The sequence below is a fragment of the Corynebacterium sp. TAE3-ERU30 genome (genome assembly GCF_019209925.1).
GTDB classification, from domain to species: Bacteria; Actinomycetota; Actinomycetes; order Mycobacteriales; family Mycobacteriaceae; genus Corynebacterium; species Corynebacterium megadyptis.
Genome location: NZ_JAHUTO010000001.1, coordinates 119,786 through 141,059, shown reverse-complemented (window position 1 = coordinate 141,059; position 21,274 = coordinate 119,786). Strand labels below are relative to the sequence as shown.

Below are 21,274 nucleotides of genomic sequence, written 5' to 3'. Positions count from 1 at the left end.
CAATGTCAACTCCCCTCACTGAAACCGAAGCAACTATCACCCCAGTTGGGGCCGGCACCGGCCACCAAACTAAGGGCGACCGCTTCACATCGTTCTCCACCGCCGATTTCGAAATCCCGAAGGGACGCGACGAGGACTGGCGTTTTACCCCCATGCGCAAACTCCGCGGGCTGCACGATGGCAGCGCCGCTGCGGGTCAGCGCGCCGCGATCACCGTCACGGGCGCGACTGAGGGCGTGAGCGTCAGCGAACTGGCGATGGACGATCCCTCGCTCGGCCGCGCCGGCGCCCCCGTGGATCGTGCCGCCGCTCAGGCATGGGAGAACTCCGAGGTAGCCGACCACGTGAAGGTGGCCAAGAACGTCGCTCTCTCCGAGCCCGTGGTGATTACCATCAGCGGCCCAGGCACCGATGCCGTCTCCTATGGCACCTTGGTGATCGAGCTCGAAGAGAGCGCCGAGGCCGTGGTGTTCCTGCGCTATGAGGGCTGTGGCGCCCACTCCGACAATGTGGAGTTCATCATCGGCGACAATGCCCGACTGAGCACTGTGGTGCTCGAGGACTGGGACGATGACGCCGTTCACCTGTCCAACTCGCACCTGCTGGTGGGAGCCGACGCCACCGTGCGCCACTACTACGCCGCCTTCGGTGGCGAGGTGGTGCGCGCCGTGCCGCACGTGCGCTATACCGCCCCCGGTGGTGACGCCGAGATGCTCGGACTCTACTTCGCCGACTCCGGCCAGTACTTCGAGCAGCGCCTGCTGGTGGATCACTCCATAAAGAACTGCCGCTCTAATGTGCTCTACAAGGGCGCACTGCAGTCCACTGGTGAGTCCAGCCGCTCCGAAGCCCGCACTGCGTGGATCGGCGATGTGCTGATCCGCCCCGAGGCCACCGGTACCGATACCTACGAGAAAAACAATAACCTGCTGCTCACCCAGGGGGCCCGCGCCGATGCGGTGCCGAACCTGGAAATTCAGACCGGAGAAATCGTCGGTGCCGGCCACGCCGCCACCGTCGGCCGCTTCGACGATGAGCACATGTTCTACCTGCAGTCCCGCGGTATCCCCGAGTCCGAGGCCAAAATGCTGATCGTGCGCGGCTTCTTCACCGACGTGATCAAGCGGATCCCGCTGCAGGAGATCCGCGACAACCTGGAAGAGATGGTGGAGCAGGAACTGACCGCCACGGTGCTCTAGCGCGTCGTGCGCTACACCACCGCCCCTGCCACACCATTGCGACAAGGCGCCGCTATGCTCGGTGCCGATTCACCACAGTTAGGAATACATACCACTCATGAGCACTCTTGAGATTAAGAACCTGCACGCCCAGGTTGTGCCGGCCGACGAAAACGAGAAGCCGAAGATGATCCTGCACGGCGTGAACCTCACCATTAAGTCCGGTGAAACCCACGCCATCATGGGCCCCAATGGCTCCGGCAAGTCCACCCTGTCGTATGCGATCGCCGGCCACCCCCGTTATGAAATCACCGAGGGCGAGGTGCTTCTCGACGGCGAGAACCTGCTGGAGATGGACGTCGACGAGCGCGCCCGCGCCGGACTCTTCCTCGCCATGCAGTACCCGACCGAGGTACCCGGCGTCTCGATGGCGAATTTCCTGCGCAGCGCCGCCACCTCCGTGCGCGGCGAGGCCCCGAAGATTCGCGATTGGGTGAAGGAAGCCCGCACCGCAATGAATGAGCTCGACATCGACCCGGCCTTCGCCGAGCGTTCGGTGAACGAAGGCTTCTCCGGTGGCGAGAAGAAGCGCCACGAGGTGCTGCAGCTCGGCCTTTTGAAGCCGAAGTTCGCTGTGCTGGACGAGACCGACTCCGGTCTGGACGTCGACGCTCTGCGTATCGTCTCCGAGGGCATTAACCGCTATAAGGAGCGTGAGAACGGTGGCGTGCTGATGATCACCCACTACCAGCGCATCCTCAACTACGTGAAGCCCGATTACGTGCACGTCTTCGCCGCTGGTCGCGTGGTGGAGTCCGGCGGCCCCGAGCTCGCCCAGCAGCTCGAGGCAGAAGGCTACGAGAAGTTCATTAAGTAGTAGCCCAGCGAGTAGTCGCCGCCGCTGCGATCACCTCGACCGAGACACCCCTAGAGGAGAATCACCCATGGCAGAACGGCAGAGCCCTGTCGATACCGCGCGGATTCGCACGGATTTCCCGATCCTGAGCCGCACGGTGCGCGAAGAGCGCCCGCTGATCTATCTGGATTCTGGCGCCACCGCCCAGCGCCCTCGTCAGGTAGTGGATGCGGAGCGAGACTTCCTCTTCCACCACAATGCCCCCGTGCACCGCGGGGCCTATCAGTTGGCTGAGGAAGCCACCGATGACTACGAGCAGGCCCGCGAGCGTATCGCTGGCTTCGTGGGCGCATCGGTAGGGGAGATCGCCTTCACCAAAAATGCCACCGAGGCCCTCAACGAGGTCGCCTATATTCTCGGCGATGATCGCTCCGGCGAGTACACCGTGGGCGCAGAGGATGAGATCGTGGTCTCCGAGCTGGAACACCACGCCAATCTCGTGCCCTGGCAGGAGCTGGCGCGACGTACAGGCGCCACCCTTCGCTGGTACAGCAGCACCGAAGATGGTCGTATCGACCTCGATTCCCTCGAGCTCAGCCCCCGCACCAAGGTGGTGGCACTGACCCACCAGTCCAATGTGACCGGAGCCGTGCTCGATGTCGAGGAAGCCGTGCGCCGCGCCCACGAGGTAGGGGCACTCTTCGTGCTCGATGCCTGCCAGTCGGTGCCGCATATGCCGGTCGATCTGCATCAGCTGGGGGTGGACTTCGCCGCCTTTTCCGGGCACAAGATGCTCGGCCCCACGGGAGTGGGTGTACTTTATGGCCGCCAAGAACTGCTGGATTGCCTCCCTCCTTTCCTCACCGGCGGCTCCATGATCGAGAAGGTGAACATGGACGGCTCCACCTATACGGTGGCGCCGCAACGCTATGAGGCCGGCACCCAGATGACGAGCCAAGTCGTGGGGCTCGGCGCTGCGGTGGCCTATCTCGAAGAGGTGGGGATGGAGGCGATTGCCGCCCACGAGCACGAACTCACCGCCTATGCCTTGGAGCAGCTGCAGCAGATCGAGGGGCTGCGCATCATTGGCCCCACCACCGCCGAGAATCGGGGTAGTGCCGTGAGCTTCGTGGTGGAGGGCATTCATCCGCACGATCTGGGGCAGGTCGTCGACGATCACGGCGTGTGCATCCGGGTGGGCCACCACTGCGCCTGGCCGGCGCACACCACCTTGGGTGTCCAAGCCACCGCGCGGGCGAGCTTCTACCTCTACAACGAGAAATCGGAGATTGACGCCCTCGTTGAGGCCATCACGGCCGCCCGCTCATTCTTTGGCCTGAGCCGCTGATAGCACAGGCGGCCACGGCCACCATCTCCCCAAGCCGCTAAGATCGGGGAGATAGGTTGATAGCTTGAGGCGGGCGTGTGCACGCCTGCACCGCGGAATACCCCGTGCGAAAATCCGACTTTGTATTGCAGAAGGGCTAGTCCAGGCTGATGAAGCTGGAAAACATGTATCAAGAAGTGATCTTGGATCACTATAAAAACCCCCAACACGCAGGGCTGCGCGAACCCTTCAATGCGGAAGTGCATCATGTGAATACCTCCTGCGGCGATGAGCTCACCCTGCGCGTGCGACTGTCCGAGGACAAGTCCACCGTGGAGGATGTCTCCTATGAGGCCATCGGCTGCTCGATTAGCCAGGCCTCCACCTCGGTGATGGCCGAGGAGATTGTGGGCAAGTCCGTAGAGCAGGCCTTCGCGATTCTCGCCGAGTTCGAGAAGATGGTCACCTCCCGCGGCACCATCGAGGGCGATGACGAGATCATTGGCGATGGCATCGCCTTTGCCGGCGTCTCGAAATACCCGGCCCGCGTGAAGTGCGCTCTGTTGGGCTGGAAAGCCTTCGAGGCCGCCACGTATGATGCCGGCGCCGACCCCGCCACCTAGAGCCACACCACCGCCAGCCCGAGCAGCTACCCACACCAAAGCGAGGACGCATGTCTGAAGAACACACCACGCCCGAGACCGAGGACACCACCATCGACGCGGCCGCCGAGCAGCCGCAACCACCCGCCGAGCGCACCCCAGAGCAGCTAGCGCTCGCCGGCAAGGTAGAGGAATACCTCATGGATGTGATCGACCCCGAGCTCGGCATCAACGTTGTTGATCTCGGCTTGGTCTATGACATCTGGATCGAAGGGGAGAGCACCGCCATGGTGAACATGACGCTGACCTCTCCCGCCTGCCCCCTGCAGGGGGTCATCGAAGAGCAGGCCAATACCGCCGTACTCACGAACCTCGAGGGCGAAATCAGCGAACTCCAGATCAACTGGGTATGGATGCCCGCCTGGGGCCCGCAGATGATCAACGAGGAAGGCCGCGAGCAGCTGCGCGCGCTCGGCTTTTCCGTCTAAGTACGAGCCACCGTCGCCTGCAGCCACGGCGCCGTTGTATCTCACCGCATAGCCGCGGGGATACGGCGGCGCTTTCTGCTACTACGCAGCAGCGCGGGAAGCACAATCGCCCACGGCCGCCGCCACAGCGGGCGCAGAAAGGGGTGGCGCAGGCTGATGCGGCTCTGCAGCCGGATCATGGTGCGCGCCACCGCCCACGCATCCTCGCCGGTGACATACGCCAGCTGATCCGCCGCCGGCAAGGCGAAGAAACAGCCGAAGAAGTCCTGCAGCTGCGGCCCAGAGGCCTGGGTAATCAACTGGGCGCCGATATTGCGCAGCAGATGAGCCAGCCAGCGCCGTGGCTGCGGCACACGCAGAGCCGGAAAAACAGAGCGCTCGGCCGCGGCGAGCCGATCCAGCAGGGGATCGACGCTGCGTGCGGTGTCAGCCACCGAATAGCCAGTGGCAGGATTAATGGCCCCAGCTCGCGCCCCGCACGCCCAGGCACCGGGCAGCGGCCGGCCATAGGTGCCCATCGGGATGAACACGATCTCCTCATCCTCCTGCGCGGCTGCGCCTGCGCGTGGATCCGCGAGATGGTCCGCCAGGCGGGTGTCGAGCCGCTCGCGGAGAAGAGCGAGGAGATGGCGTCGTGAAGCGGCATCAGTGCAATCGATATCGGTGGCGAGGATGGTTTCCTCCCACAGCCACTGCCCCTGCACCCGCTGGGTGTAGAGGAAACTCGGCGGCAGCTGCTGCTGGGTCGTGGGCTGCCGCCAATCCATGAATACCGGCGTATCCTGCGGCGGGGCCGCGGGCAGCAGCCGGCCGACGGCGACCTGCCAGAGCGCGCGGTGCGGGTTGGCGCCACGGCAATCGATGATCGCATCGGCGCTCACATCGGCGGCGCTATGAACAGCCTCGGGGTGAACTCGGAGCTGACCTGCCCGGCACAGCCGCTCTACGGCCTCGTGCACCGCGGCATTGTCCAGCATGCGATAGCAGAAGGGCAGCGGCTGCAATTGAGCGCTCCTGCCGCTGGCCTGCATGGGAGTCGGCGGCCCGAGTAGCGGCTCCAGCCAGGTGGGCAGCTGATGATCGATCAGGCCATAGGTGGCGTTCCACTGCCGCAGCCCGTGCGGGTCATAGGCGTCGATCTCCCAGCCGCGGGCCGCGGCGCGCAGCGCCACCATCGCCCCGGCCGGCCCTAGTCCGAGTATCGCTATGCGCACGCTTACCTTCCGGTTGTTGTCGGTGTTCGCCGCCGCCGATGGGTGGGAGCACGCAGGTTCGGTGATGGCCGTGGCCCCGAGTCATGTGCCACCCCGTGCCGTTCGCGCCGCCTCGCCGCATCGATGCCAAGGTGCACCTGCTATCTTGGCTGTTTGTGATTGTAACCAATGATCTTGAAGTCCGAGTTGGCGCCCGCACCCTGCTCAACGCACCGGGGCAGCAGCTGCGCGTGCAGCCCGGTGATCGTATCGGTTTGGTGGGGCGCAATGGCGCAGGAAAAACCACCACCATGCGCATCCTCGCGGGGGAGGGCGAGCCCTATGGCGGTAGCGTGACCCGCAGCGGCGAGATCGGTTATCTGCCCCAGGATTCCAAGGAGGGCGATATCGAGCAGACCGCCCGGGATCGCGTGCTGTCTGCTCGGGGGCTGGATCAGATCCGGCGCAGTATGGATAAGCAGCAAGAGATCATGGAATCCACGCTCTCTGATACCAAGCGGGACGCTGCGATCGGCAAATATGCCCGGCTGGAGGAACGCTATCACTCTCTCGGCGGCTATGAGGCCGATAGCGAAGCTGCCCGCATCTGCCATGCGCTCGGCCTCGAGGAGCGCGTCTTAGAGCAGCAACTGAAAACGCTCTCCGGTGGGCAGCGCCGCCGTGTCGAGCTGGCGCAGATCCTCTTCGCGGCCACCGCCGGCTCGGGGCGCTCAGCGACCACGCTGCTGCTCGACGAGCCCACCAACCACCTCGACGCGGACTCGATTACCTGGCTGCGGGAGTTCCTCTCCAAGCACGAGGGTGGGCTGATCATGATTTCCCACGACGTCGAGCTCCTCGAGGCCGTGTGTAACAAGGTGTGGTTCTTGGACGCGGTGCGCGGCGAAGCCGATGTCTACAACATGGGCTGGAAGAAGTACCTAGACGCCCGTGCCACGGACGAGGCGCGCCGCCGGCGCGAGCACGCCAATGCGGAGAAGAAGGCCGCCGCCCTCAAACAGCAGGCGGCGAAGCTGGGCGCGAAGGCCACCAAGGCGAAGGCCGCCAAGCAGATGGCCGCCCGCGCGGAGAAAATGGTGGACTCCCTCGACGAGGTGCGCGTGAGCGACCGTGTGGCCTCCATTTCTTTCCCCACCCCGGCACCCTGCGGCAAGACACCGCTCAATGCGCAGGGCCTGACCAAAATGTATGGCTCCCTCGAGGTTTTCGCTGGGGTGGATCTGGCCATTGATAAGGGCTCGCGCGTGGTGGTGCTCGGCTTCAACGGCGCCGGCAAGACCACGCTGCTCAAACTGCTCGCCGGGGTGGAACGCACCGATGGCGAAGGCGGCATTGTCAGCGGTCATGGCCTGAAGATCGGCTATTTTGCCCAGGAACACGACACCATCGATACCGAGGCGAGCGTATGGGAGAACGCCATCAACGCCTGCCCCGATGCCAATGAGCAGGACCTGCGTGGTCTTCTCGGCGCATTCATGTTCTCCGGCGATCAGCTCGAGCAGCGCGCCGGCACCCTCTCTGGTGGTGAGAAAACCCGCCTGGCCTTGGCCACGCTGGTGAGCTCGCGCGCCAATGTGCTGCTGCTGGACGAGCCCACCAATAACCTCGACCCGCAATCCCGCGAGCAGGTGCTCGATGCTTTGCGCACCTACACCGGAGCGGTGGTGCTCGTCACCCACGACCCGGGCGCGGTGGAAGCCCTCGAGCCCGAGCGCGTGATCGTGCTACCCGATGGCACCGAGGATCTGTGGAACGAGTCCTATCTCGAGATTGTGGAGCTCGCCTAAGGCAACAGCGCAGCGTGCAGCACGCCCCGCAGGCCCACACACGGAGTACGGGCGCGAGGCGCCCCGCGGCGCCGGTGCCTAGTTGCGGAAACCGTGCACGGGCGCGGGGATGAAGCCGCCGCGGTCGATAAAGGCCTGATTGCCCACAGTATTCACGGGCATGACGGGCGCATAGCCCAGGAGCCCGCCGAAGTCCACCTCATCGCCGACCTGCGCGCCCGGTACCGGGATCACGCGCACGGCGGTGGTCTTATGGTTCATCACGCCAATGGCCGCCTCATCGGCGATGAGACCGGAGATGGTCGAGGCCGGGGTGTCGCCGGGAATGGCGATCATGTCGAAGCCCACCGAGCAGATGGCGGTCATGGCCTCCAGCTTGTCGATGCTGATCGCGCCCGAGCGCACCGCATCGATCATGCCCTTGTCCTCGGAGACTGGGATGAAGGAGCCGGATAGCCCGCCGACGCGGGAGCAGGCCATGAGCCCGCCCTTCTTCACGGCATCGTTGAGCAGGGCGAGCGCCGCGGTGGTGCCATGGGTTCCCACCTGATCGAGGCCCATGTGCTCGAGAATGTGCGCCACCGAGTCGCCCAATTCGGCGGTGGGGGCGAGGGAGAGGTCCACGATGCCGAAGTCCACTCCGAGTCGCTCGGCGGCCATCACGCCTACCAGCTGGCCGGTGCGGGTGATTTTGAATGCGGCGCGCTTAATCTCTTCGGCCACTTGGTTCAGCGAGGCGCCGGCGAGGCTACCGACGGCGCGATCGACCACTCCGGGGCCGGAGACGCCGACGTTGATCACCACGTCCTGCTCCTCGAGGCCGTGATAGGCCCCGGCCATGAAGGGGTTATCTGAGACCGAGTTGGCAAACACGACCAGCTTGGCGCAGGCGATGGCCGAGCGATCCGCGGTATTCTCCGCGCACTCCTTGATGATGTGGCCCAGCGTGGCCACGGCATCCATGTTGATTCCGGCGCGAGAGCTGGCCACATTCACCGAGCCACAGACCACATCGGTGGTGCTGAGCGCCTCGGGAAGGGAGGCGATGAGCCGTTTCTCTCCGGGGGTAGCGCCCTTATCTACTAGGGCGGAATAGCCGCCGATAAAGTTCACTCCCACTTCGGCGGCCGCCCGGTCGAGGGCGCGGGCGATCTCCACGGGGTTGCCGTCGACGGCGGAGGCCAATACGCCCACGGGGGTGATGGAGATGCGCTTATTCACGATCGGGATGCCGAGCTCGCGTTCGATCTCTTGGCACACCGGAACGAGGTTCTCGGCGGCGGAGACCACGCGCTCATAGACCGCCTCGGCGGTGGCGCTCATATCGGAACGAATGCATCCCATGAGGTTGATGCCCATAGTCACCGTCCGGATATCCAGGCGGTAGCGTTCGATCATCTCAATGGTTTCAAGAATGTCAAGGCTATTGCCCTGACGGTAGCGGGAATCCATGTGTCTTCTCTCTCGGATGTGGTATCGACTACTCGCGGACTACACCCGCTAAATGCTGTGCATGGCGGAGAAAATGGCCTCCGATTGGACGCGAATTTCCAGCTTCTCGGCGGCCTCCACTTCCTTCATGGCGTTCTGCACATCGGAGATGCCACGGACGGAATCGTCGAATTCGCAGTGCAGAATCATGGTGAAGTACTTATCCATGATGGTCTGAGAGACGTTGAGGATGTTCACATCCAGCTCTGCACACTTGGTGGAGACGGCAGCAATAATGCCGGTGTGGTCCAAACCGGTGACTGTCATGATTGCGATCATGGTCTTATTAGACCACACCACCCAGACACCCTCGGCTAGCGGATGCTTATCGACGCCACCCCGCCGCCCAGCACCGCGCCCGCAGCCGCCGCCTAGAGCGCGGGTGCGCGCAGCGCCGACGACTGCGGAACATAGTCACGGGCGAAAGCGATGAAGTTGTGCACGATTGTGTGGGCGGGGCTGACATCGGCGGCATCGAGTTCCGCGCAGATGCGCTCATAATCGTCCTGGGCAAAGTAGCCGTCGTTCATATAGAAGCTCATGCGACGCTTCATGCCCGCGGCATTCATCTCGGGGTGGAACTGGGTGGCCCAGGAATGCTCGTGGGTGCGGAGCATGTGCGCGAACCCGCCGGGGCCAGTCGCGAGAACCGTGGAGCCCGGTGCGGGGGTCACGACGTTTTCTTTATGGCCGGTCATGGCGCGGAAGGTCGTGGGCATCCCGGCGGTTAAGGGATCGCTGGCGGCGGCGTCGCTCAGCGTCACCGTGGTCAGCCCAGCCACCTCGGGGTGGGTATTGCCAACTTCGCCGCCGCGGACGGCTTGGCTAAAGCCGGTACCGAAGCAGACGAAAAGGCTCGGCACGGGGGAGTGCAGGATGGCATCCAATTGCTCATGGACGGCCAATTGGTGCTCGCTGTAGTGCTCATTGGTCACGTTGAAGGGGCTGCCGCCGATGAACACCCCGGCGTAGCGGCGGAGATCCGGCAGCTGCGCTGTGGGGGAGTCGAGCATGTAGTGCTCCATCTCGGTGGCGTCGAGTCCTGCAGTGTTGAGGAAGTCGTCGAATTCTGCGCGGGCCACCGCATGGCCCAGACGAGGGGAAACCACCAAGAAAGTACGCATGGCAGACAGTGTACATACCGCTTGGTCTATTTTGTCAATACATGCTGTGTCCGAGCGTTCATTACGATGGATACTATGAGTTCTCGCACCCAACCCTCGGACGTTGACATTGCCCAGGCTCACACCCTTGAGCCCATCACTGATATCGCCCATCGCGCTGGATTCAGCGACGAAGCATTGATCCCCTATGGCACCCGCAAGGCCAAGGTGGATATCACCTCGAGCATCGAGAAACCCGCCGACGCCAAGCTGGTGCTCGTCACCGCCATGTCGCCCACCCCCGCCGGGGAAGGAAAATCCACCGTGCTCATCGGCTTGGGCGATGCCTTGCGCACTGCAGGCCACAACACCATCGTGGCTATGCGCGAGCCCTCGCTTGGCCCCGTCATGGGTATCAAGGGCGGCGCCGCCGGCGGCGGCTATGCCCAGGTGGTGCCCATGGAAGACATCAACCTGCACTTCACCGGAGATTTCCACGCCATTTCCACCGCCACCAACACTTTGGCGGCAATGATCGACAATCACCTACACCAGGGCAATGAGCTCGGTATCGATCCCCGCAGCATCACTTGGAAACGCTGCCTCGATGTCAATGATCGGGCGCTGCGTACCGCCGTGATCGGCTTGGGTGGTCGCGCCCACGGCGTGCCGCGCGAGACCGGCTTCGATATCACTGCAGCCAGCGAGATCATGGCCATTCTCTGTCTCGCTAGCGATCTGGAGGATCTCAAGGCGCGCTTCGCCCGCATCGTTATTGGCTTCACTACCGACGGCGAGCCCGTAACCGCGGGCGATCTGCACGCCGAGGGCGCCATGACCGCCCTCATGGCCGATGCCATTCACCCCAACCTCGTCCAAACCTTGGGCGGCACCCCGGCTCTCGTGCACGGCGGCCCCTTCGCCAATATCGCCCATGGCTGCAACTCGCTCATCGCCACCACGACCGCCATGCGTCATGCTGATGTGGTGGTGACCGAGGCCGGATTCGGCTCCGATCTGGGCGCGGAGAAGTTCTTTGATATCAAGTGCCGCATGGGCGAGATCTCCGCCGATGCGGTGGTCGTGGTCGCCACCATCCGCTCCCTGAAGTACAACGGCGGGGTGGATCGTGAGGCACTCAACGAGGAGAATCTCGATGCCTTGCGAGCTGGTCTGGCGAATCTTGAGCGGCACTGCCGCACTATCGACACCATCGGGGCGCATCCCGTGGTGGCGCTCAACCGCTTCGTCTCCGATAGCGATGCGGAGCGGGCGGTGCTGCAGGAGTGGTCCGAGCGTACCGGCTTCGCCGTGGTGGATACCCAGGTATGGTCCGAGGGCGGTGCCGGTGCCGCCGAGCTGGCGGCAGCAGTGGCCGAGGAGATGAACTCCGGGCGCAATAACCCGGCTCCGCTCTATGACCCCGCCGAGGGCGTGGAGGCCTCCATTACCACCATTGCCACCACCGTCTACGGTGCGGCGGATGTGGAGTTCAGCAAGCAGGCCCGCAAGGATCTCCAGGTGCTGCGCGATCATGGCTGGGACACCCTGCCCGTGGTGATCTCCAAGACGCAATATTCCTTCTCCGATGATCCGAGCCAGCTGGGTGCGCCTGAGGGCCACACCCTGCATGTGCGGCAGCTGATTCCCAAGATTGGCGCTGGCTTCGTCGTCGCTCTCACCGGCGATGTGATGACTATGCCGGGGCTGCCGAAAAAACCCGCCGCCAACGGCATTGATGTCGATGGCAGCGGGCGAATCTCGGGGCTGTTTTAACGGCCGCGGATGGTTTCCTCGATGAGGTTGAGAACCTGCTCCAAGTGGGCAGGTTCCTGGCCGCTCACGAGCTGAGAGATGAATCCATCCATAAAGGTCTCGAGGTAGACCATGAGCACATCCACTTCTACGTCGTCGCGCATCCGACCGCGGCTGGCATTGTCGCTGAGGCGAGAGCGCACGGCCTCATCCAGCACCGCCTGATGCTGCTGCCAGAGCGAGCGGAAGTGGGGATCGGTGCGCAGCATGCGCGAGATCTCTAGCCGGGTGGAGAGCCAGTCATAGCGCTCGGGGTGGTGCAGCATATCGCGCATCACCTCCACTAGGCCTTCCCGGGCGGTCACTTCCGCCATGCGGGCAGCGTCTTCTCGGGCGAGTGCCAAGAAGAGGTGCTCTTTATCGTTGAAGTGGTGGAAGATGGCGCCGCGGGATTTTCCCGTGGCTTCTTCCAGCCGGCGCACAGTGGCGCCTTCGTAGCCGTGCTGGGCAAAGCAGGCCCGCGCCGCGTCGAGAATGCCTTGGCGGCGCCGATTGAGGTCACTCGAACTGACTCGAGGCATAGTCCCGCACCTACTTTCTTCACGACAAAGGCGGGCAGGTGGCATTGGATGCTTCCTGCCCGCCTTGTCTCACGTCTGAGCTAGGACCTAGCTCTTGACCATGTTGCGCAGCACGTACTGCAGGATGCCGCCGTGGCGGTAGTACTGGGCCTCACCGGGGGTGTCGATACGCACAACGGCGTCGAACTCAGTGGTGGAGCCGTCTTCCGCGGTGGCGGTGACGTGCACGGTCTTCGGGATGGAGTCGTTGTTGAACTCCTCGATGCCCGTGATGTCGAAGGTCTCGTGGCCGGTCAGGCCCAGAGACTCGTGGGACTCGCCCTCTGGGAACTGCAGCGGCATGACGCCCATACCGATCAGGTTGGAGCGGTGAATACGCTCGAAGGACTCGGTGATCACGGCCTTCACACCCAGCAGCAGGGTGCCCTTAGCAGCCCAGTCACGGGAGGAACCGGTGCCGTACTCCTTGCCGGCGAGCACGACCAGCGGGGTGCCCTCGGCCTTGTAGTTCTCGCAGGCGTCGAAGATGAAGGACTGCGGAGCGTCATCCTTGGTGAAGTCCAAGGTGTAGCCGCCGGTCACATCCACCAGCTGGTTAGCCAGGCGGATGTTGGCGAAGGTACCGCGCATCATCACCTCGTGGTTACCACGGCGGGAACCCAGGGAGTTGTAGTCCTGCTGCTCCACTCCGTTCTCGTCCAGGTATTGCGCGGCGGGGGTGCCGGGCTTAATGGAGGAGGCGGGGGAGATGTGGTCGGTGGTGACGGAGTCGCCGAGCTTCGCGAGCACGCGAGCACCGTGGATGTCCTCCACCGGAGCCGGCTCGGACTGCATGCCATCGAAGTAGGGAGCCTTGCGGATGTAGGTGGAATCATCATCCCATGCGAAGGTCTTGCCGGTGGGGATGTCCAGGGAGCGCCACTGCTCGTCGCCCTTGAACACATCGGCGTAGTCCTCGACGTACATGTCGCGAGAAATGGACTCGGCGATGACGTCCTCGATCTCCTGGGTGGAGGGCCAGATGTCCTTGAGGAAGACATCGTTGCCGTCCTGGTCCTGGCCGAGCGGCTGGGCCTCGAAATCGAAGTCCATGGTGCCGGCGATGGCGTAGGCGATCACCATGATCGGGGAGGCCAGGTAGTTCATCTTCACATCGGGGGAGATGCGGCCTTCGAAGTTACGGTTACCGGAGAGCACGGCGGTAGCAGTGAGGTCGTGCTCGTTGATGGCGTCCGAGATCTCCTGCGGCAGCGGGCCGGAGTTACCGATACAGGTGGTGCAGCCGAAGCCGGAAAGGTAGAAGCCCATGGCCTCCAGGTCCTTCCACAGATCAGCGCGCTTGTAGTAGCCGTCCACAACCTGGGAACCGGGGGCGCAAATGGTCTTCACCCACGGCTTTGCCTTCAGGCCCTTCGCCGCGGCCTTGCGGGCGATGAGGCCAGCGCCGAGCATCACGGAGGGGTTGGAGGTGTTGGTACAGGAGGTGATGGAGGCGATAGCCACCATGCCGTGGTCGATGGTGAACTCGCCACCGTGCGGGGACTGCACCACGACCGGGTTGGACTGGCGGCCCTCGGCGCCCACAGCGGCGGACTCGCCGTGGCCGGAGCGGGAGGCGTTGTAGTTGGACTCACCATCGGACTCGCCGGTCGGACCCTCGTGGTCCATACGCTTGGCGGGCTCGGAGGCGTCGACCGGCTCAGCAGAGCAGTAGTCCGGCAGATCCTTGCGGAACTGCTCCTTGGCCTCGGACTGCTTGATGCGGTCCTGCGGGCGCTTCGGGCCAGCGATGGAGGGCTCCACGGTGGAGAGGTCCAGCTCGAGGTACTCGGAGTACTTGGCCTCGGGGGCGTCCTGCTCCAGCCACATGCCCTGGGCCTTGGCGTAGGCCTCGACCAGAGCAACCTGCTCCTCGGGGCGGCCGGTCAGGCGCATGTACTTGGTGGTCTCCTCGTCGATCGGGAAGATCGCACAGGTGGAACCGAACTCGGGGGACATGTTGCCGATGGTGGCGCGGTTGGCCAGCGGCACCTGCTTCACGCCATTGCCGTAGAACTCGACGAACTTCTGCACCACGCCGTGCTGGCGGAGCATATCGGTAATGGTGAGCACCACGTCGGTGGCGGTCACGCCGGCGGGGATCTCGCCGGTGAGCTTGAAGCCCACGACGCGCGGGATCAGCATGGATACGGGCTGGCCGAGCATAGCGGCCTCTGCCTCAATACCGCCGACACCCCAGCCGAGGATGCCGAGGCCGTTTTCCATGGTGGTGTGGGAGTCGGTGCCGATGCAGGTATCGGGGTAGGCGAGACCCTCGTTGTCGAAGACGACGCGGGCCAGGTACTCGATGTTCACCTGGTGGACGATGCCGGTTCCCGGAGGCACCACGCGGAAGTTGGAGAAGTTCTCGGCGCCCCAGCGGAGGAACTTATAGCGCTCCTCATTGCGCTGGTACTCGATGTCCACGTTCCGCTCCAGGGCGTCGGAACGGCCGAAGGCCTCGACGATCACGGAGTGGTCAATAACCATCTCGGCCGGGTTCAGGGGGTTCACCTGATCAGGGTTGCCGCCCAGGCTGGACACGGCCTCACGCATGGTGGCCAAGTCCACCACACAGGGCACACCGGTGAAGTCCTGCATGAGCACGCGGGCCGGGGTGAACTGAATCTCGGTGTCCGGCTCCGCCTCCGGATCCCAGTTGGCGAGTGCCTTGATGTGGTCGGCGGTGGTGTTGAGCCCGTCCTCGGTACGCAGAAGGTTCTCGGCGAGAACCTTCAGAGAGTAGGGCAGCTTCTCCATGCCATCGACGGCATCGAGGGCAAAGTAGTCATAAGACTTATCGCCGACCTCGAGCGTCTTCTTCGCATCGAAGGAGTTATTGCTTTCAGTCACGTAAAGCTCCGTTTCCTAGAAAATATGAGTGAACTGCTGCGAGGGGCGGTTCGTCTTAGGCTGACTCCTCCCTCGCGGCGCCCCGAATCCGTGCCACTCACATGCATGGGCACTGGTATCCGGTGCGAACCCAAACCAGCATAACAGTACGCTCGTTATGTTTAATAAAGATTGGGCGGGCAACGCGGTGCAGCCAGCGCTTCCACCCCATCGCGGGGGTGAAAACGGCGGCGTGCGTCACGCCGCACCTATCTATCTATGGTAGCCGCAATGCCGTGGAGATGGAGGAGATTAGGGCACGTGTGGGCAAAGAATTGGGCAATATATATGCCCTCCGCGCGGCTGCTCGATCTGGGTGAGTGGTGCACTAGACTCAGGGGGCAATGATCCGCCCCCCTTAACGAGGGGTGTCCCGAGGGGCGGCGAGTGAGCGTCGATAAGCAAGAAAGCGATACAGCATCCATGGTTCCGAGCTCTATAGACATGGCCTCCATAATTGCCCAGCTGGAGGAGGACGGGGTGGCCTTTAGCTATGAGCATGAGGGCAATGCGGCGCTCAACGCCAAGCTCGTGGAGGTCGTGGAGATGGCCGCGGGCGAGGGGTATGAAAACCCTGGGATCATCGTGCTGGGTGCGACGCAGCCGGGACCGGGGGATGAACGCGATATTGCACAGGCGGCCGCCGATGCCACGGACTCCAGCTTGATGATGGTGCGCACTCCCGGCAGTGCCGCGGTGGTCTCGAGCGAGCATGCCCGCGCCGATATCGAAAGTGTTCAGTATGAGCTCGCCACCACAAAGGATTATGTCCTCGGAGCGCGTGAGGTGGTCGAAGAGCTTCCCGAGTCAAGCGTAGGGGCTGTACCTCTAGTTATTGGAACGCTTACCCTTGTGGCCGCCGCAACGGCCTTTAGTGTTCGCTGGAGCGCGAAGCTTCACCACAGGTAAAGCCCTCAGGCTGGACAGTGCTAAACCTAGTGTTCAGGCGTGTTCGAAAGTCGAACACTACCTTCACTCCTTTTCGCAGCGTGACACGCCGATATCTCCGCCCAAGTGACGAAACTCACATATAGTTTTGATAAAGCTAAGTCTGCAGGTGAGCCGCCCGCACAGTCATGGGGCAGGGCTTTACTCGTGTGACTCAAGTGGATTGTCTGGTTATTGGTGCCGATTGTGTCCTAATGTTTCCATTGTCAGCTTGTGAGTAGTGCTGGGTTCGAAAGACGAGAGTCTCTCAGCCCCTATCACCTTCAGACGCCACAGTTGTTCCACAGCGCCGCTTCACGCGGCGGGGTGATCCAGGACAACGCCCTCGCCTCTGGCGCCATGCCGGCGGCGGGATATCTTCATATCGAGTTCAGTGACTGCTGGTTTTTACCCGCATTCATCACAGACGCGTGGGCCGCAATCAAAGGTGCGGCCTGTGGCGCACTGCGATGGAGTATGGCCACACCGAAGAGCACGTGGGGAAGCTTGCTTTTAGCCGTGGTCGCAGGAGAGAACGAGAGCAGAACTCGAGAGGAAGACGCGGCGCTTAGATAGCGATAGCCGTGCGGTACTCACTGGCCGATAGATGGTGCGGCTGCCGCACGCCCGGTTCCCGCGGGCAAGGCCGCGGCCGCTGCACCCCTATCCTGATCTCGGCGTGTCTTAAAAAGGCGGCCGAGGCGGGAATAGGAGTAGTTCTGATCTAGTTTTCGATAGCGCCTAAGGAGAATTTGTGGCCACGTCTACCGAGCACCGAGGTCGTTTCCCTCGGCGGCGCGCACGCCGTGCACTGATGACGCTTGTTTCCTCCTCGCTTGTGTGCGTGCTGGCTTCGACGTCCGTCCACGCAGCGCCGAGTAATCCATCCGATGAGGCCATCCAGGACGCCATAAGTGCTGTGGATTCCTCCTCGCAGAGTGTCGCCCAATTGGCGAACACCGTCGCGGATGCCGCCGAGTCCATCGCTGCGATCGAAAACGAGATGGGTGCTCTCCGCGAAGCCGTGAATAAGGCCTTGGTGGATCTGCAGGATGCCCGTGCGGTGGCCGAGCTATCGCGCCAGCAAGCCCAGACGGCACGCGAGGAGCTGGATGCGAGCCAGGCGGATATCGCCGAGGCTCAGGAACTGCTGAATGAGATCGCCCGTTCGGCCTATCGCCGCTCGGTGTCTCCGTCCTCCCTCAATGATCTCGTCGGATCCTCCACGTCCGACGATGCGTTGGACCGCTTGACCTATCTGCGGCAGCGGGCGGAGGAGCAAAAGGACGCTATCCGGGATCTGGATTCACTGCGCACCGCTAAAGCCAATGCCGAGTCCTTGCTGCGCCAGGCCCGCCAGCAGGCCGATGAGCAGCTCAGCGCCGCCGAGGACGCGGAGCAAGACGCCCGCAACCAGATCGACGAGAGCTCCCGCCAGCTGGAAGAGGCGGAAGCCCGCCGCTCTGAGCTCGTGCGCGAGCAGGCCGAGGCTCAGGCGCAGCTCGACGCCGCCCGTGGCCACGCCGATGAGCTGAACTCCCAGCGCAGCGAGTACGAGGAGTATCAGCGCGCGGAAGAAGAGCGCAAGCGCAAGGCTGAGGAAGAGCGCAAGGCCGCCGAGGAGCGTCGCGCCAAGCAGGAGCGGGAAGAACAGGCCCGCAAGGAAGCCGAAGCCGCCGCCAAGGCCGCCGAGGAAGCGGAGAAGGCTCGTGCCGCAGAGCGCGAGCAGGCCCGCAAGGAGGCCGAGGCGAAGCGCGCAGAGGCCGAAGCCGCCCAGCGCGAAGCGGAGAAGGCTGCCGAGGATGAGGAGAAGGCTCAGGCCGCCCGCGAAGAAGCCCAGCGTGCCTCCCAGGAAGCCGCCGAGGCCGTGGTCGCCGCCAATGAGCCGGACCACACTGCCTTGGACAATCCTTATCCCACCGATGAGGACGCCGAGGCAACCACGGTGGCAGCCGTGTCGGGGGAAAACACCACTGAGGCGACGGCGAACACCACCACCGATGAGGATGTGAGCGAGCAGGCCACCGAGGTGGTCTCTGGTACTCGCCAGCAAAAGATCGAGACCGTGATCGCCCGCGCCGAAAGCCAGCTGGGTGTGCCCTATGCCTGGGGCGGCGGCAATGCCTATGGCCCCACGAAGGGTATCCGCGATGGCGGCGTGGCTGACTCCTATGGCGACTACAACAAGGTCGGCTTCGACTGCTCCGGGCTGACGCTCTACGCCTTCGCTGGTGTGGGCATCTCCCTGCCGCACTATTCCGGCTATCAGTATCAGCGTGGCACCAAGGTGAGCCCCTCGCAGATGCAGCGCGGTGACCTCATCTTCTACGGCACCCACGCACAGCACCACGTGACCATTTACTTGGGCAATGGGATGATGATCGAGGCGCCGCAGTCCGGCTCCTATGTGAAGAAGTCCCCGGTCCGCTGGGCCGGCATGAGCCCCTATGTGGTTCGCCTGATCTAGCAGCACTCTGGCGCTTATCGACGTCGCCCTCCTGACTTTTCTCCCCGCGGGAAAAGAGCCACGGAGAGCGGCGTCGTTCTCGTCTCTTAGCCGCAGGTGACACACATCGGCGCCGCCGCGTGAAGGAGCTAGGGCTGAAGTTGGTAGTGTGTCTTTCTATGACATCGCCTCGTTCTGCTGATTCAACTCCCGTGGACTCGGTCCCGGAGGCAGATGCACTGCTCGTTCTTTCCTTCGGTGGCCCGGAAGGCCCCGATGATGTATTGCCCTTTTTGCGCAATGTCACCCGCGGTCGCGGTATCCCCGATGAGCGGCTCGTGGAGGTGGGTGAGCACTATGCCCATTTTGATGGTGTGAGCCCGCTCAACGAGCAAAACCGTGAGATCATTTCCGACCTGCAGCAGCGCCTGGCCGCCCATGGCTGGGATCTGCCGGTGTATTTCGGCAACCGCAACTGGCATCCCTTCGCCGAGGAGACGGTCGAGCGCATGGCCGCTGCTGGCGTGCGCTCTGCCTACGTTTTCGCCACCAGCGCCTGGGCGGGATATTCCGGCTGCAAGCAATACCACGAGGATATTGCTCGGATGCGCCGCCACCTTGCCGAGAAGGGGCTGCCGGAGATCGAATTCACCAAGTTGCGGCAGTTCTTCGATCACCCCACGTTCATTCAGGCCGCCGTGGACGAGGTGGCGCCGCTTATCGCCGAGCACCCGCAGGCGCGCATGGTGTTTACGGCCCACTCCATCCCCACCGCGGCGGACGCTGCCTCCGGCCGCCCCGAGGACGGGGCGCTGTACTCCCACCAGATCGCCGAGGCGGCGCGTTTGGTCGCGGACAAGCTCGGAATCACTGACTGGGATGTGGTGTGGCAGTCCCGCTCCGGTGCTCCACATATCCCGTGGTTGGAACCCGACATTGTGGACCATATGGAGGCCCTGGCCGATAAGGGAGTACGCGAGCTCATCGTATTCCCCATTGGCTTTGTCTCGGACCATATCGAGGTGATTTGGGATCTCGATACCGAGCTGGTGGCTGCGGCCAACAAGCGCGATGTCTCCGTCTATCGCGCTGCCTCGGTAGGACACAACCCCCGTTTCGTGCAGATGATCATGGAGTTGATCCTCGAGGCCCGTGGGCTGGTGAGCCCGCAGCGCTTGGGCCATGAGCCCAGCTATGGCTGCGGGATCAATGGATCACCCTGTTCTCCGGAATGCTGTCCTTCGGCACGGCCCACCCGGCCGGCTGCCCGACCCGCTACTGCAGAGGGCTGATATGTCGCGCTACTCATCTGATATTTTCTCCGGTCACGCCTCCCGCTCCGCGCCCCGCTACCCGCAGCTGGCGCTGCCCCCAGGCGAGGTGGTGGAGGTGCTGGCCACCGGGTTCGTCGGTGCCATCGTGGGCTATGAAAAGGCTGTCGAGGGCGATGTGGTGCGGCTAGAAGACCGCCGCGGTACCCGCCGCGTATTCGTGCTGCGCCCAGGCGCTTTCCTCGTGGAGGGACAGCGGGTCACGCTGCAGCGCTATGTGGCACCGAGTGCCCCGCAGCGCTCCAATTCCGGCTCCCGCAAGGTAGCCAATGTGCAGGCGAAGGTCGCCGCCCCCTCGCGCATTTGGGTAGAAGGTATCCATGATGCCGCGATCGTGGAAAAGGTATGGGGCCACGATCTTCGCGTCGAAGGCGTGGTGGTGGAATATCTGGAGGGCTTGGATAATCTCGAGCAGCGACTGGCCGAGTTTCAGCCCGGCCCCGGCCGGCGTATCGGGGTGCTGGCCGATCACCTCGTGCGCGGCTCTAAAGAGACGCGCTTAACCGAGCGCCTCGGCCCCGATGTGTTCGTCACCGGTCACCCCTATGTGGATATCTGGGCGGCGGTCAAGCCCGAGCGCCTCGGTCTCACAGCATGGCCGGAGGTGCCCTATGGCGAAGACTGGAAGGAAGGGATCTGCCGCCGGGTGGGCTGGTCTGATCCGCGCGAGGGATGGAACCGGGTATATAACGCCGTTCACAGCTTCCGTGATCTCGATTCCACGCTCATCGGGGCGGTGGAAAGGCTCGTGGATTTTGTCACCGTTCCCGAGCTAACTAAGGAAGACCTCACTTAGTACTTTTTCACGTATTCTGGACAGCGTGAGTGCACTAATTTGGTTCATTGCAGGCATAGCGCTCGTCGGCGCAGAAATGTTCGTCGGCGAGCTCACCTTTCTCATGCTCGGAACAGGGGCCCTCGCCGGGGCTGGTTCCGCGCTGCTCAGCGATTCCTTGTGGGTGCAGCTCATCGTGTTCGCAGTGGTATCAGTGAGCATGATCTTCTTCGTCAAACCGGTTCTTCGGAAGAAGATGCTCTCGTCTACCTCTGATCGAGGTAGCTCGCTTGCAGCGCTTGCTGGCCGCTCCGCCGTGGTGGTGGAGCCGGTGGATGAGCACCGCGGTTTGATTCGCCTCGATGGCGATCTGTGGTCGGCCCGTGCAGTTGATCCTGCCGAGTCCTATCAACCGGACGATACCGTTCATGTCCTCAGAATTGACGGCGCCACCGCCGTCGTGTGGAAAGAGAGCTCATAAC

Annotated in this window: 18 protein-coding genes; 12 read left to right on the top strand and 6 right to left on the bottom strand. The window is 63.3% G+C overall.

The window, feature by feature from the left end:
• The first annotated feature begins 2 nt into the window (after window positions 1-2).
• From sufD to KR227_RS00610, 5 genes are all read left to right on the top strand, one after another.
• The gene (sufD, locus tag KR227_RS00630; protein ID WP_218363282.1) at window positions 3-1,199 is read left to right on the top strand and encodes a Fe-S cluster assembly protein SufD; all 1,197 of its coding nucleotides are present in this window, start codon (window positions 3-5) and stop codon (window positions 1,197-1,199) included.
• A 97-nt stretch (window positions 1,200-1,296) separates the two neighbouring features.
• Window positions 1,297-2,055 (top strand): Fe-S cluster assembly ATPase SufC, encoded by a 759-nt coding sequence (gene sufC, locus KR227_RS00625; protein ID WP_218363281.1) that lies wholly within the window; start codon window positions 1,297-1,299, stop codon window positions 2,053-2,055.
• A 67-nt stretch (window positions 2,056-2,122) separates the two neighbouring features.
• Window positions 2,123-3,382 carry a cysteine desulfurase gene (locus tag KR227_RS00620; RefSeq protein WP_218363280.1) on the top strand — a complete coding sequence of 420 codons (1,260 nt, stop codon included), beginning with the start codon at window positions 2,123-2,125 and terminating at the stop codon, window positions 3,380-3,382.
• Window positions 3,383-3,531: 149 nt separating this feature from the next.
• Entirely contained in the window at window positions 3,532-3,984 is a 453-nt protein-coding gene (sufU, locus tag KR227_RS00615; protein ID WP_218363279.1) for a Fe-S cluster assembly sulfur transfer protein SufU, read from the top strand.
• A 50-nt stretch (window positions 3,985-4,034) separates the two neighbouring features.
• Entirely contained in the window at window positions 4,035-4,451 is a 417-nt protein-coding gene (locus KR227_RS00610; RefSeq protein ID WP_218363278.1) for a metal-sulfur cluster assembly factor, read from the top strand.
• Between the two features lie 41 nt (window positions 4,452-4,492).
• Here KR227_RS00610 and KR227_RS00605 read toward each other — a convergent pair whose 3' ends face one another.
• Window positions 4,493-5,665, bottom strand: coding sequence for a lycopene cyclase family protein (locus KR227_RS00605; protein WP_218363277.1), 1,173 nt, complete (start codon window positions 5,663-5,665; stop codon window positions 4,493-4,495).
• 155 nt (window positions 5,666-5,820) lie between these two features.
• Between KR227_RS00605 and KR227_RS00600 the strand changes: the two genes are divergently transcribed.
• Complete coding sequence (locus KR227_RS00600; protein ID WP_218363276.1) at window positions 5,821-7,452, top strand: ABC-F family ATP-binding cassette domain-containing protein; 1,632 nt, start codon at window positions 5,821-5,823, stop codon at window positions 7,450-7,452.
• 78 nt (window positions 7,453-7,530) lie between these two features.
• Here the strand turns inward: KR227_RS00600 and KR227_RS00595 are convergent, their stop codons facing one another.
• The 3 genes from KR227_RS00595 to KR227_RS00585 all read right to left on the bottom strand — a co-directional run bounded on the left by KR227_RS00595 (window position 7,531) and on the right by KR227_RS00585 (window position 10,067).
• Window positions 7,531-8,904 (bottom strand): PFL family protein, encoded by a 1,374-nt coding sequence (locus tag KR227_RS00595; RefSeq protein ID WP_218363275.1) that lies wholly within the window; start codon window positions 8,902-8,904, stop codon window positions 7,531-7,533.
• A 48-nt stretch (window positions 8,905-8,952) separates the two neighbouring features.
• On the bottom strand, window positions 8,953-9,222 hold the full coding sequence (locus KR227_RS00590) for an ACT domain-containing protein (RefSeq protein ID WP_218363274.1): 270 nt from the start codon (window positions 9,220-9,222) through the stop codon (window positions 8,953-8,955).
• Window positions 9,223-9,314: 92 nt separating this feature from the next.
• Window positions 9,315-10,067: a glutamine amidotransferase gene (locus tag KR227_RS00585; RefSeq protein WP_218363273.1), complete on the bottom strand. Its 753-nt coding sequence runs from the start codon at window positions 10,065-10,067 to the stop codon at window positions 9,315-9,317.
• 75 nt (window positions 10,068-10,142) lie between these two features.
• On the opposite strand from KR227_RS00585, the gene KR227_RS00580 reads away from it, so the two are divergent.
• Entirely contained in the window at window positions 10,143-11,822 is a 1,680-nt protein-coding gene (locus KR227_RS00580; RefSeq protein ID WP_218363272.1) for a formate--tetrahydrofolate ligase, read from the top strand.
• On the opposite strand, the gene KR227_RS00575 is transcribed toward KR227_RS00580, so the two are convergent.
• Together KR227_RS00575 and acnA are read right to left on the bottom strand one after the other, a co-directional pair.
• Entirely contained in the window at window positions 11,819-12,382 is a 564-nt protein-coding gene (locus KR227_RS00575; protein WP_151528750.1) for a TetR/AcrR family transcriptional regulator, read from the bottom strand. The two genes, KR227_RS00580 and KR227_RS00575, sit on opposite strands and share 4 nt — an antisense overlap.
• An 87-nt stretch (window positions 12,383-12,469) precedes the next feature.
• Entirely contained in the window at window positions 12,470-15,274 is a 2,805-nt protein-coding gene (acnA, locus tag KR227_RS00570; protein ID WP_218363271.1) for an aconitate hydratase AcnA, read from the bottom strand.
• A gap of 426 nt (window positions 15,275-15,700) precedes the next feature.
• On the opposite strand from acnA, the gene KR227_RS00565 reads away from it, so the two are divergent.
• From KR227_RS00565 to KR227_RS00545, 5 genes are all read left to right on the top strand, one after another.
• On the top strand, window positions 15,701-16,222 hold the full coding sequence (locus KR227_RS00565; RefSeq protein ID WP_218363270.1) for a DUF6676 family protein: 522 nt from the start codon (window positions 15,701-15,703) through the stop codon (window positions 16,220-16,222).
• A gap of 772 nt (window positions 16,223-16,994) precedes the next feature.
• Window positions 16,995-18,707: a DIP1281 family NlpC/P60 protein gene (locus KR227_RS00560; RefSeq protein ID WP_370625112.1), complete on the top strand. Its 1,713-nt coding sequence runs from the start codon at window positions 16,995-16,997 to the stop codon at window positions 18,705-18,707.
• Window positions 18,708-18,865: 158 nt separating this feature from the next.
• The gene (locus KR227_RS00555) at window positions 18,866-19,978 is read left to right on the top strand and encodes a ferrochelatase (protein WP_218363269.1); all 1,113 of its coding nucleotides are present in this window, start codon (window positions 18,866-18,868) and stop codon (window positions 19,976-19,978) included.
• 1 nt (window position 19,979) lies between these two features.
• Window positions 19,980-20,813 (top strand): DUF3097 domain-containing protein, encoded by an 834-nt coding sequence (locus KR227_RS00550; protein ID WP_218363268.1) that lies wholly within the window; start codon window positions 19,980-19,982, stop codon window positions 20,811-20,813.
• A gap of 25 nt (window positions 20,814-20,838) precedes the next feature.
• Entirely contained in the window at window positions 20,839-21,273 is a 435-nt protein-coding gene (locus tag KR227_RS00545; RefSeq protein WP_151528754.1) for an NfeD family protein, read from the top strand.
• The last annotated feature ends 1 nt before the right edge of the window (window position 21,274 follow it).